Origin of the sequence: Microbulbifer aggregans, from assembly GCF_001750105.1 — a bacterium.
Taxonomy (GTDB): Bacteria; Pseudomonadota; Gammaproteobacteria; order Pseudomonadales; family Cellvibrionaceae; genus Microbulbifer; species Microbulbifer aggregans.
This window is the reverse complement of the sequence record NZ_CP014143.1, coordinates 312,193-324,776: the sequence shown is the minus strand read 5'-3', so window position 1 is coordinate 324,776 and position 12,584 is coordinate 312,193. Positions and strand designations below refer to the sequence as shown.

10 protein-coding genes are annotated in these 12,584 nt (G+C 59.6%); 6 read left to right on the top strand and 4 right to left on the bottom strand.

Annotated features, from left to right (window positions below):
- Nucleotides 1-58: 58 nt before the first annotated feature.
- The 3 genes from AUP74_RS01430 to AUP74_RS01420 form a co-directional block, all read right to left on the bottom strand.
- Entirely contained in the window at nt 59-2,665 is a 2,607-nt protein-coding gene (locus tag AUP74_RS01430) for a serine/threonine-protein kinase (protein WP_069945990.1), read from the bottom strand.
- A gap of 101 nt (nt 2,666-2,766) precedes the next feature.
- Nucleotides 2,767-3,750: an FHA domain-containing protein gene (locus AUP74_RS01425; RefSeq protein WP_069945989.1), complete on the bottom strand. Its 984-nt coding sequence runs from the start codon at nt 3,748-3,750 to the stop codon at nt 2,767-2,769.
- A gap of 438 nt (nt 3,751-4,188) precedes the next feature.
- A complete protein-coding gene (locus tag AUP74_RS01420; RefSeq protein WP_069948632.1) occupies nt 4,189-4,698 on the bottom strand; it encodes a MarR family winged helix-turn-helix transcriptional regulator in 510 nt (169 codons plus the stop codon).
- Between the two features lie 348 nt (nt 4,699-5,046).
- Here AUP74_RS01420 and ectA point away from each other — a divergent pair, with 348 nt between their 5' ends.
- The 6 genes from ectA (at nt 5,047) to AUP74_RS01390 (ending at nt 11,462) form a co-directional block, all read left to right on the top strand.
- On the top strand, nt 5,047-5,649 hold the full coding sequence (gene ectA, locus AUP74_RS01415; RefSeq protein WP_226999856.1) for a diaminobutyrate acetyltransferase: 603 nt from the start codon (nt 5,047-5,049) through the stop codon (nt 5,647-5,649).
- Between the two features lie 67 nt (nt 5,650-5,716).
- Nucleotides 5,717-7,045, top strand: coding sequence for a diaminobutyrate--2-oxoglutarate transaminase (gene ectB / locus AUP74_RS01410; RefSeq protein WP_069945988.1), 1,329 nt, complete (start codon nt 5,717-5,719; stop codon nt 7,043-7,045).
- A 57-nt stretch (nt 7,046-7,102) separates the two neighbouring features.
- The gene (locus AUP74_RS01405) at nt 7,103-7,507 is read left to right on the top strand and encodes an ectoine synthase (RefSeq protein ID WP_069945987.1); all 405 of its coding nucleotides are present in this window, start codon (nt 7,103-7,105) and stop codon (nt 7,505-7,507) included.
- Between the two features lie 76 nt (nt 7,508-7,583).
- Nucleotides 7,584-9,032, top strand: coding sequence for an aspartate kinase (locus AUP74_RS01400; RefSeq protein ID WP_069945986.1), 1,449 nt, complete (start codon nt 7,584-7,586; stop codon nt 9,030-9,032).
- A complete protein-coding gene (locus tag AUP74_RS01395) occupies nt 9,020-9,997 on the top strand; it encodes a tetratricopeptide repeat protein (RefSeq protein WP_083260750.1) in 978 nt (325 codons plus the stop codon). Before AUP74_RS01400 ends, AUP74_RS01395 begins: the two co-directional genes overlap by 13 nt.
- Before the next feature lie 46 nt (nt 9,998-10,043).
- Nucleotides 10,044-11,462 carry a sodium/proline symporter gene (locus AUP74_RS01390; RefSeq protein WP_083260749.1) on the top strand — a complete coding sequence of 473 codons (1,419 nt, stop codon included), beginning with the start codon at nt 10,044-10,046 and terminating at the stop codon, nt 11,460-11,462.
- A 551-nt stretch (nt 11,463-12,013) separates the two neighbouring features.
- Here AUP74_RS01390 and AUP74_RS01380 read toward each other — a convergent pair.
- Nucleotides 12,014-12,580 (bottom strand): YceI family protein, encoded by a 567-nt coding sequence (locus tag AUP74_RS01380; RefSeq protein ID WP_069945984.1) that lies wholly within the window; start codon nt 12,578-12,580, stop codon nt 12,014-12,016.
- Between the last annotated feature and the right edge of the window lie 4 nt (nt 12,581-12,584).

The window sequence follows — 12,584 nt, the reverse complement described above, 5'->3', positions numbered from 1 at the left end:
TAACGGTTTTGACCCGTGGCGACTAATTCTGCGCAACGATGCCCGGTATGGGTAAACCTCAGCCCTCGCCGGTGTCGGTCATATTGCTGCGGGCCATACGCGCGCTGCTGCACAGGTCAGGGTAGTCGCGGCGGAGGTCGGCGAACTGCTCCTGCTCACACACCGGGGCAAAGGGCGCGGTCTCAAACCAGATCGGCGATAGCCCCAGGTCCAGTGTCTTGCGCAGGTGCGCTTTGGCCGAGAACAGGTCGCCAGTGGTGACGTATACCTGTGCGCGGGCGAAGTTCACATAGATATCGTCCGGGGCATCGCGGCCGATACGGATCAGTTTTTCGATCGCCGGTGCGGCCTCGCCCAGCTCGGCATGGGCGCGGGCCTGCATCAGCAACCCTTCCCAGTCGTCTCGCCCCTCCACTGTGGCCAGTGCCTGCTCGGCGAATATTCTCGCCCGCTCGGGATTCTGTTGCGCGTTGGCGATCTCGGCGCGGTAGAGCAGGGTTTCGGCATCTCCCGGCGATCTTTTCGACTGGTTGGCGAAGCACTGGTCCGCCTGTTCGAACTGGCGCTCGATGTAATGGGCCAGGCATAGGTTGTACAGGTCCATCGGCCCCAGGTTGTCCGGCCCCAGGTTCCCCAGAAGTCGCAGGGTTTCCTGCGGGTTGCCCGCGTCCAGTTCGTTGGCGGCCAGCAGGGAGAGTGCGTCGATATTGTTTTCGCTCATGGCTAGCGCCTGCCGCAGTAGTGGCTTGGCGGCGTCCATCTGCCCGCCGGCACTGAGCGCCATGGCTTTCTGCACCATATGGGTATAGCTGCGGCGCAGTGTCAGTGCGCGGTCGGCGTTGGCCAGCGCCTCGTCATAATCTCCCAGATGCTGGTGGAAGGCGGCCTTGAGGAAGTGGTAGTTGGCCCGGTCCGGCAGGATCAGCTTGAGGCGCTCCAGCAGTTGTTCCGCTGTGGCCCGGTCTTCACGGTAGACGGCGAGGCGCAGTCGCGCGCTGATCACATCCGGATGGTCGTTGATTTTTGCCGGCGCACGGTCAATAAACCGTTCCAGTCGCTCGGTAGTTGCCGGGTTGCGGCTGTTATAGCGCTGGTCGATGGCCAGCTCGGCGAACAGTCGGTAAAGCGGCGTGAAAGCGGGCGAGTGTTGCTGCAGTTGCTCCAGTTCGTCGAGATATTGCGGGACATGGGCGTCGTCATCGCGGTTTTCGAACACGCGCAGGTAGCGCTCGTAATCGGCCTCACTGAGATCAAATGCCACGCTGCGGGAGCGGGGTGCATGGGCCGGCAGTAGTTTGTTCATCTGCTGCAGCATGCGCGCGCGGCTCTCGGTGCTTTCGTCCACGGCGAGTAACGTACTGCGACTGGCGATCACCGCCAGGCTGTCGGCATCAATCAGTTCCACTGACGTTTCGCACTGCTCGATGCTGCAGGACAGCGACGGGTGCAACAGCAGGTCGGCGTTCAGTGCCTCGGCCTGGTCGCGCAATGGTTTGCCGGCGAGCTGCTGGGATTCGGAGTAGGGCACCAGCAGCAAGCCTTCGCGGTTGGCGAGGTCTTGTTTGAGTGCACTCAGGACGTTGTTACCAAGCTGGCGGCTCTCGCGAGTTTTCAGGCTGTTTTCAGCGGGGGCGACAATGGCAATGTACTGCCCGGAGAGCGCAGGCTTCGATTGCCCCAGCCACAGCGCGCCGGCCAGGACAGAACCGGCAACAGCGGCAATGCCACCGCCCACCAGCCAGCGACGCGGGCTTCCGAAGCGTTGCCGGCGCTGGTGAAAGGCTTCGGCGGTGACGGTAGCGGTCAGGCTGGTGGTGCTCTCGCCGATTTCTCCGGCCAGCTGCTGCAGGATATTGCCCAGCTCTTCCGCCACGGCGCTGGCGTGCAGGGGCCGCTTTTCCGGATCTTTGGCCAGCAGGCGGTCGAGCAACTGGCTCAGTGCCGGCGGCAAGTCCGGGTTCAGTTTGCTGGCTGGCGGGTGCTCGCTGTTGACGATGCGATCGACGATCACGAATGGACTTTCATGGTCGCCAAACGGGTTCTGGCCGCACAGCAGGCGGTAGGCGAGCACGCCCAGGGCAAACAGATCGCAGCGGTTGTCCAGCGGCTTGCCCAGCGCCTGCTCTGGTGACATGGCGCCCCAGCTGCCGGCGATATGCTGCTCGCGGGTCAGGTCGCTATGCTCGCGCCAGTTCTTGGCAATGCCGAAGTCGGTGATCTTCGCGGTACTGTTCTCATCCACCAGGATGTTGTCGGCCTTCAGGTCGCGGTGGATGATGCCGGCACTGTGGGCGCGGGCGAGGCCGTGGCAGATCTGTTTTAACAGCGCCACGCGCTGGCGCAGGCTGGGGGTGCGTTCCCGCTGCCACTGGTTCAGGGTGCAGCCGTCGACGAACTCCATGACCAGGGCCAGGTTATCCCCGTCTTCCACCACGTCATAAATCTGCACGATGTTCGGGTGGTTGAGCTGGGCCAGAAGCAGCGCTTCCTGGCGGATACGCTGGGGGGCATTGGTACTGGTGGGGTTTTCTTGCAGGCACTTGATGGCCACCTGCCGGGCAAGACGTTCGTCGGTGGCCAGATAGACCACACCCATGCCGCCCGCGCCCAGGCGGGCAGTGGCCCTATAGCGGCCGATGTAAAACGGTTGCTGCTCTGACGTCATGGTCTGGCTGAGTGGCCCTTCTTTTTCGCTCTGCCATCCCTGGCCATGATGTTTTTAAAACTTATCCGGATTCCCCGTTTCCGGATCGGATCCTTTGACTGTCAGGCGGTCGGCTCGGCGACGCCGGTGCTGCTGGCTTCCAGGCTCGAACCCTTGTAGATCTCCAGCTGTTTGCAGCCGAGGCGCATTTCCCAGGAGCGCCGTTCCACCAGATTGGAGGTGTCGATGGAGTCCGGCAGCGCCTCGCCAATCTGCTTGCGAGCGCGAAAGATCTGCGTGTTCAGGTGGTTGACGGTAATACCCAGCTCGCGGGTGGCCACCTGGATCGGCACCCAGCCCTGGGCGTCCGGGTCGGCCCCGCTTTCCAAGTCGCGGATGCGGGCACGGGCCAGGTAGAGCAGCAGGTAATTGTGGCTGCGTGCGGCCAGGTCGATATCGATATCGTCGCGGGTGACCCGCAGCTGCACGTGTTCCTCGTGGTGGCTGACGGCAAAGCGAAGGTTGAAATCGGCAATGGTGAGCTGCTGTAAAGCAACCTCACTGGTCGCGCCTTCGTTGTTTGCGAGGAACAGTTTCCAGCTGTGTGGCCCGCAGTCGAGCCGTTGGCCGTGTTTGACGGCAGTGGCGTGCTCGCCGGTACCATCGTGTCCGGTCAGCTCGAATAGCCACTGACCTGACACTGGATTGAAATGCAGGCTGGCGACGGGCTCGTCCTCGTCTGGCAGCAGGTGGTACTGCTCCAGTTCCTGGGCGTCACCGCTATTGAGGTCGATGAGAAGGTTTGCAGGCGGGTCGAGGTTTTCCGCTACCCAGGCCGGGTTGTTGGCGCGGCCGAAGGTCAGCTTGTCACCGAGCTGTAGTTGGTAGTTGCGCGCGGGTACCAGCTGCTGACCATTGAGCCAGGTGCCGTTACGGCTCAGGTCACGGATATTCCAGTGAGTGCCTGTCCATTGAATGGCGGCGTGAATGCCGGAAATTTCCGCACTTGCTATACGGGTATCGGCAGCGCCCTGGCGGCGGCCGATGGTGTGATGTGCCAGCAGATAGACGGACTGCTCCGTGTCCGGGTGCTGTAAACAGGCCATATGTGATCCCCTCGCCCTGCCTTCTTTTTGAGCCGTGCCGGCGGTGCGGCAGGTTCTTTTTGTTGGCGACTTCCATTCACACTGTGCAGAACAGGGGCGCGCGCGTGAGGCCGGCGCGCTCGGGTCAGACCCCGAAAGCTAAGGCTGGGCTGCGCGTTGCAAGTAGTGCCGGCAGGCCCAGCGGTCGGCGCGGTGAGGTTCCTTATGTATAGGCCTGTTGGCCCTGGAACTCTTCTGTGTTCGCGCCCTGTCTTGATTGGCGGCTGCACTCGGTGCTTTTAGACCGCCCAGTGTTGTTGGCCCTTTTATACCGGACTGCGAGGGGAATGCAACGATTGCATAAATTATTCGGTTAGCTCACCGATTGCTTGCATCAAGTGGCCAATAAACCGAAGAAAACGTTGACTTTTTCATTTGGCGTCAAGCGTTTGGGGCCAATCAGGATTCCTGCTCTTCCGGTGGCAGTTGTCTGCTGTCTTTGCGGTCGAGGTCACCCACGTCGAGTACCGGCGAGGCATCGATGTGCTCGGCGTCCATCATCAGCGCCACCCTTTGCAGGGAGGAAATGATCATGGACTGCTCCCAGTCGCGCAGGTCGCGGAACTGCCGCACGAAGTGCTCCTGCAGGGGCGTCGGCGCGTCGCGGATAAAGTCCATGCCCTTGTCGGTGAGGTAGGCGTGAACCTTGCGCTTGTCTTCGGAGGAGCGCTCCCGGTAGACCAGGCCGCGCTTCTCGAGGCGGTCGAGGATGGTGGTCACCGTCGCCTGACTGAGACTGATTTCCTTGGCCAGCGCACCGATGGTGACCTGGCCCTTTTCCCGGATTGCCTGCAGCAACAGCAGCTGCGGCGCGGTGAGGCCGGCGGTCTTGACCAGCTGCTTGGAGTGCAGGTCAGTCGCCCGGATCAGGCGTCGGAGGGTAATCAGTACTTCTTCAATTTTGTCCATCAGTAGCAGGCTCTGCAGTTCGCGGCGGGAGAGGTGCCTGTGCGCGACTTTATGTCCTGCCCGGGGATTGTCAAATGTTGTTTGCGGCGCTGACTCCCTTCGGCGCGCAGTAGCGCTGGCGGCGCCCGGGGCGTCCGTATCAGTGCGCGGTTTGCGTGCTTTTTGATCAACTTGCATGGGGTTTGGCCTTGCGTCGTGGCATTTGTTTAGAGTACTATGCAAAAAATTGCTTAGAGCAGTAAACAATTATCTTCATTAAAGGTCAAATTTGACCTTTTTTGTTTAAAGTGAGGCGCGAAAGCCCTCGTTTAAACGAACTCTAACCATTTGACGACTAAAGGTATTGATTTGAGCGCCACAAGCGTTTCCAAACCGCAGAGCGGAAGCTCGGACAGCAAAACTGACGAGTCTCCGGAAGAAAAGGTCACCGCGCGGCAGGCTTCCGCCAGTAAGAGAGAAGCCCTGCTGCGCAAACCGGTCAGTGAGGACGGTGCCGACGTACACCGCCTGATCAACCGTTGCCCGCCACTGGATGAAAACTCCATCTACTGCAACCTGTTGCAGGCCAGCCACTTTGCCGACACCAGTGTCGCCGCCGAACTGGACGGAGAACTGGGTGGTTTTGTCTCTGGTTACCTGATCCCGCAGCGCCCCGACACCCTGTTCGTATGGCAGGTGGCGGTGGCGGAGGAAGGCCGCGGCATGGGCCTTGCCGGTCGCATGATTCGCGACATCCTCGCCCGCCCCGGCTGCGCGCAGGTTCGCTACCTGGAGACCACCATCACGCCCGACAACGAAGCCTCCTGGGCCCTGTTCCGCGGTCTCGCCCGCAAGCTGGGCACCGAGTGCAATGAGTCTGTGATGTTCGATCGCGAGCGTCACTTCAAGGGTGCCCACGACAGTGAAATGCTGCTGCGTATCGGGCCCTTCGATGTCGAGGTTCAGGGCTGAGGCGGGTAACGCGCTCCCCATTTTCTTTTTTTGCGAACTGACAATTAACCAACCAAAGGTTGCCAACATGAAAGTTTTTGACGAGATCGAATCAGAAGTACAAAGCTACGCCCGCGCCTTCCCCCGTATTTTCAACAAGGCACAGGGTGAATACCTGTATGACGAGGAAGGTAATCAGTACCTGGACTTCCTCGGTGGTGCCGGCACCCTGAACTACGGTCACAACAACCCGATCTTCAAAGAAGCCCTGCTGGAGTACATCCAGGCGGACGGTATTACTCACGGTCTGGACCTGCACACCAAGGCCAAGGGTGAGTTCCTGGAGTCCTTCTCCGAGAAGATCCTGAAGCCGCGCAATATGAACTACGTAATGCAGTTCACCGGTCCCACTGGCACCAACGCCGTGGAAGCGGCGCTGAAGATCGCGCGTAAGTACAAGGGTCGCGAGAACATCATCTCCTTCACCAACGGTTTCCACGGCTGCAGCATGGGTGCACTGGCTGCCACCGGTAACTCCCACCACCGTGGCGCGGCTGGCGTCAGCATGAGTGGTATCACCCGTATGCCTTACGAGGGCTACCTGGGTGACGACATCGACACCACCGCATACCTGGACAAGGTGCTGTCCGATTCTTCCTCTGGTGTGGACCATCCCGCAGCCGTGATGGTGGAAACCGTTCAGGGTGAAGGTGGTATCAACGCGTGCAGCGTCGAGTGGCTGCGCAACCTGGAAGCGGTCTGCCGCAAGCATGACGTGCTGCTGATCGTCGATGACATTCAGGCTGGTTGTGGCCGTACCGGTTCCTTCTTCAGCTTCGAGGAAGCGGGTATCAAGCCGGACATCGTCACCCTGTCCAAGTCTCTGAGTGGCTACGGCCTGCCGTTCGCAGTAGTGCTGATGAGCCCGGAGCTGGACCAGTGGAAGCCGGGTGAGCACAACGGCACTTTCCGCGGTAACAACCTCGCGTTCGTCACTGCCAAGGCCGCTATCGACCACTACTGGAGCGACGACAAGTTCGCGAAAGAAGTACAGCGTAAGGGTGAGTACATCGAGCAGCGCATGAGTGCCATCGTCGAGAAGTACGGTGAAGGCAACATGACCACCCGCGGACGCGGCATGATGCGCGGTCTGAACTGCATCAGCGGCGACCTGGCCGGTCAGATTACCAAGGAAGCGTTCAAGCACGGCCTGGTGATCGAAACCAGTGGTGCCGACGATCAGGTAGTGAAGACCCTGTGCCCGCTGACAACCAGCGACGAGAACCTGAAGCGCGGCCTGGACATCGTCGAGGCAGCGGTACAGAAAGTACTGAAGAGCAACGACGTGCCGGAAGAGCATGATTTCTTCGCTGATGACAGCGATAGCGCCGAAGAAAGCCTGGCTGGTGCTGCCTGATCCCGGGCAGTTCCCAGACAAGTTGCCGAATTAACAGGATTTGATGAGAGACCAGTAATGATTGTTAGAAATCTTCAAGAAGCCGAAAAAGGTAATCGTCGTATTGTTTCCGAGGGTTGGGAGAGCACCCGCCTGCTGCTGAAAAACGACAATATGGGCTTCTCTTTCCATATCACCACCATCTACGAAGGTGCCAACCTGAACCTGCACTACCAGAACCACCTGGAGTCTGTGTACTGCATGTCCGGTGAAGGTGAAGTGGAAACCGTTGCGGATGGCAAGGTGTATCCGATCCAGCCGGGCACCATCTACATTCTCGACAAGCACGACAAGCATATCCTGCGTGCCAAGACCGAAATGAAAATGGCGTGTGTGTTCAACCCGCCGCTGCATGGCAAGGAAGTCCATAACGCGGAAGGCGCCTACGAACTGGAAGCCGAAGAGGTTTCCGATAACAAGTAAAGGTGTTGTGTCCTGAAGCGGCGCCTGCGGGCGCCGCTTTTTCACCCGAGCTCACGACAAACCTTACAGGAAGACCATGAATCTCCACACGGTAGAAAAAATCGGCGGCACGTCAATGAGTGACTATGCCGCAGTTCGCGACAACATCATTTTCAAAGACGGCGAGGCCGACAAAGAGGGGCTCTATCAGCGCATCTTTGTCGTTTCCGCTTATGGCGGCATTACCGATATGCTGCTGGAGCACAAGAAATCCGGCCGCCCGGGTATCTTTGCCCTGTTTGCCGACGCCAATGAAGATCGCAGCTGGAACGATGCTATCGACGCGGTGCGCAACCGCGTGCACGAAATCAATGCCGAGCTGTTTACCGATGCCGAGCAGCTGGCCCGAGCCAACGACTTTATCGGTGAGCGCCTGGAAGATGCCGAGCGTTGCCTGGCGGATCTGGAGCGTGTCTGTCAGCACGGCCATTTCGCCCTCGAGGGGCACCTGAATACCGTCTGTGAAATGCTGGCGAGTATTGGTGAAGCCCACAGTGCTTGGAACACCGCTGAACTGCTGCGTCAGCAGGAAGGCGTCAATGCGCGCTTTGTCGATTTGACCGGCTGGCGTGATGGCGAGCACCTGACCCTGGACCAGCGTATCGAACGCGCGTTCAAAGACATCGACCTGGCCACCGAGCTGCCGATTACTACTGGTTATGCCCATACCCGTGAGGGTCTGATGGGTACCTTTGCCCGCGGCTACAGTGAGATGACCTTCAGCCGCATCGCGGTGGTCACCGGTGCCCGTGAGGCCATCATTCACAAGGAATATCACCTGAGCAGCGCGGACCCGCGCCTGGTGGGTGTCAATGAAGCGGTGCCGATTGGCCGTACCAACTACGACGTGGCGGATCAGCTGGCCAACCTGGGTATGGAGGCAATCCACCCCCGCGCGGCCAAGGGCCTTCGCCAGCAGGAAATTCCGCTGCGCATCATGAACACCTTCGAGCCGGAGCACTCCGGTACCCTGGTGACCGGTGATTACGTCAGCGAAACCCCTTGTGTTGAGATCATTGCCGGCCGCAAGAATATCTATGCGGTTGAGTGCTTCGACCAGGACATGATGGGCTTGATGACCACCTACGATCGCACGATCAATGACATCATCCGCCGCTTCAAGGGCAGCGTGGTGACCAAGGACATCAATGCCAACACCATTACCCACTTCCTGGCGACCAACCTGAAGACGGTAAAGCGTATCCGCGCTGCCATCTGCGAGGAGTATCCGGATTGTGATATCCAGGTGCGCAAGGTTGCAGTGGTTTCTGCCATTGGCAGTGACATGAAAGTGCCGGGCATGTTGTCCCGCGCGGTGGCTGCACTGGCCCGTTCCGGTATCAGCGTACTGGCCGTGCACCAGTCCATGCGTCAGGTGGACATGCAGTTCGTGGTCAACGAAAGTGACTATGAAGAAGCAGTCAAAAGCCTGCACCACGCGCTGGTGGAAGTCTACGATCACGGTGAAGCGATATGCGCAGCCTGATCAAGGCGTTGACGTTCACAGTGGCAGCCTTATGGCTGCCGCTTTCGGTTTGGGCCCAGGCCCAGGAGCAAGCCGAGCAAGGGGATACGCAATCCGAGCAGCAGAGTGCTCAGGAGCAGGCCGCGCAGGAGCGCGTCGATAATCTGCAAGAGCCGCTCTACAACCCGTTTGTGGAACGCTACGTGCTCGACGAACTCAAGCAGCTGCGCTCCGATATGGCTGCGCAACGAGTGAACCTTACCGAGCAGTTTGTCGACCGCCAGATCAATGTGGCCGACAAGGCCATCAGTTATGCCACCGATACGGTGACCTATTTTTTCTATCTGATTGCCGGTGTCAGTTCCCTGCTGGTACTGGTGGGCTGGACCTCGATCCGCGATATCAAGGAAAAGGTGCACGGCCTGGCCAACGAGGAAATCACCAAGCTGGTCAGCCAGTATGAAGAGCGCCTGCGCAGTATTGAGGAGCAGCTCAGCGAGAAGACCCGTCACATCGAGGATAACCGCGATGAGATCGAGCTGACCAAGGAGATCCAGTCGCTGTGGCTGCGGGCCGGACGTGAACATACCCCGGCCAGCAAGATTGCGGTGTACGACCAGATCCTGGGGCTGCGCGCCGATGACGGTGAGGCGCTCACCTACAAGGCCGATGCAGTGCTGGAGCTCGGTGAGCCGCAGTGGGCCATCAGCCTGTGCCTGCGCGCGCTGGAAATCGACCCGGAAAATGGCAACGCCTACTACCAGCTGGCCTGTGCCCATGCGAGCCAGGAGCACTGGGAAGAGGCCGTCGATTACCTCTCCAAGGCGCTGGATATTTCCTCGGCCTACCGGGACGAGGCGATGGAGGACGAGGCCCTCGATGCTCTGCACGAGTATCCGCCCTTTGCCCGCCTGATGGGTATCGAGCCCAGCGGGATGGATGAGGATGATTCCACTGAAGATGCCGAAAAGCCTGAGGCTTCCTGAGAGGGGAGCCTTTGCCACCAACAATAACGACCATTAGGAGAGGCCCGTGCTCGCCAGCTTTCTGTTTTTTCTCGCCATGTTCGCCGCTGTCGGCGTCAGTTCTTACCTGAAAAGCCGCGGTACCAAGCAGGATTATTATCTGGCCAGCCGGGACGTGTCGCCGTTCCTGGTAGGGCTTTCGGCCGTGGCCACCAATAACAGTGGCTACATGTTTATTGGTGTGATCGGCTACACCTACGCCACCGGGCTTGCCTCGGTATGGCTGATGGTGGGCTGGATTCTCGGTGATTTCCTCGGTTCACTGTGGGTACACAAGTCCCTGTGCCGGGCCACACACCAGACCGGTGAATCCAGTTACGCTGGCGTGATCAGTTGCTGGACCGGATCCCGTTTCGTCTACTGGCAGCGTCTCGCCGGACTCCTTTCGCTGATGTTCCTGCTGGCCTATGCCAGTGCCCAGCTGGTTGCCGGCAGTAAGGCGCTATATGTACTGCTGGACATGCCCATCTGGAGTGGGGCGGTGATTGGCGGTGTGATCGTGGCGGCCTACTGTCTAGCGGGTGGTATCCGTGCATCGATCTGGACCGATGCGGCGCAGTCGCTGGTGATGATCGTGGCCATGGGCACCCTGCTGGTGGTCGCGACCCAGTCAGTGGGCGGAATCGGCGCTGCGGTGCAGTCCATGAGCGAGGTCGAAGGCTTCCTCAACTGGTATCCCGAAGATATGTTGCTGCCGGGGCTGGCCGGTGGTGTGCTGTTTGCCGTGGGCTGGTTGTTTGCCGGTCTGTCTGTTATCGGCCAGCCCCATGTGATGGTGCGGTTTATGGCGCTGGAGTCTGAGCACCGCATGATTCACGCGCGCATCTGGTACTACCTCTGGTTCACGGCTTTCTACGCGATGGCCACCGGCGTCGGCATGCTGGCGCGAATCCTGCTGGCCGATGCAGGCAGCTTCGATGCAGAGCTGGCGCTGCCGATGATGGCCATGGACTTGCTGCCGCCGGTGATGGTGGGGCTGATTCTGGCCGGTGTATTCGCGGCTACGATGTCCACGGCAGATTCCCTGGTGCTGAGCTGTTCTGCGGCCATTACCCACGACATTCACCCACAGCGTACGGAAAAGACCTGGGTACTGAAGCTGACCACGGTGGCGATCACTGTCGCTGCAGTTGGTTGGGCGCTACTGAACAAGCAGAGTGTCTTCAGCCTGGTGGTGATGTCCTGGTCGTCGCTGGCCTCTGCTTTCGCACCGATCCTGATTGTGCTGGCCCTCGGCGGACGTCCGTCTCAGCGGGTCTATATCACCATGAGCCTGATTGGTCTCGCCACGGCACTGGCGTGGCGCTGGCTGGGCTGGCACAGCCATATCTACGAGGGGATGCCGGGAATTCTGGCGGGCCTCGCAGTGTACGGGATTGCGCGCTTTGCGGTGGGCGTACCGGAGCCGAGTCGGGCTAGTGCGTGAATGCCCCCAGTGCATCACAGCGTCAAACTGAGGGGAGCTTTGGACGCTGAGTTAACGAGGCCCAGGTTGGATCGGTGGCGTCGGAGCATCAGGGGGGTGTTTTCGAAACCGCACGAGTACTTCCCTGTAGCTCTGTCGGCGCCGTCCCTGGCGCCGACAGTTTCGAAAACACCCCCCTGACACTCCGCCTTAACCCTTGGCCTCATTTCTCCGTTGACCGTATTTATCTAGTTTGCTCTGCAAATGGAATCAGGCCAGAGCTTAAGGAAAAGTATCGGGCGCGAGCATCTTGAACCGTCGGCGACAGGGACGTCGCCGACGGAGCTTAGGGCCGGCCCCGCGAGCGAAGCGAGTGCATTGGGTCCAGGGATGTATTCACAGCGTTTCGAGATGCTCGCGCCCGATGCTTTTCCGCCCATCAACTAAATGTTCCTCTGGGCTTCTCGAGTTGCGGGCTCTCCGGATCAAAAAGTTCTCCCTAGTGACGTTCGAAACAAAAAAGCCCGGCAATTGCCGGGCTTTTCCATCCTGTGAGGGATGTGAGAAAGGTATTACTTACGAATACCTTCCACGTCCAGGATCATCTCCACGGTCTGTGAAGCCGGACCCAGGTCGTAGTCGATGCCGAAGTCCTTCAGCTTGAACTCGGTGGAACCGGTGAAACCCTGACGGAAGCCGCCCCAGGGATCCTTGCCGCCACCAACGTGGGTGACGTCGATGGTGATCGGCTTGGTCACACCGCGCAGGGTCAGGTCACCAGTCAGCTTGCCCTTGCCGTCGCCGGCCGGCTCATAGCTAGTGCTTTTGAATGTGGCGGTGGGGTATTTCTCGACAAACAGGAAGTCTTCGCCGCGCAGGTGCTTGTCGCGCTCGGCGTGGTTGCTGTCGAGGCTGTTCACATCGATATTCACATTGATCGAGGAAGCTTCCGGCTTGCTCTCGTCATACTGGAAAGAACCATTGAAATCATCGAAACGGCCGTAGAGCCAGCTGTAACCCAGGTGCTTGATGCGGAACTGGATAAAGGCGTGGGCGCCCTTGGTGTCGATGACATACTCGGCTGCCTGCGCCGTGGCGCCCAGCAGTGAGGCAAACAGGAAAATAGCCAGTTTCTTCATGGAT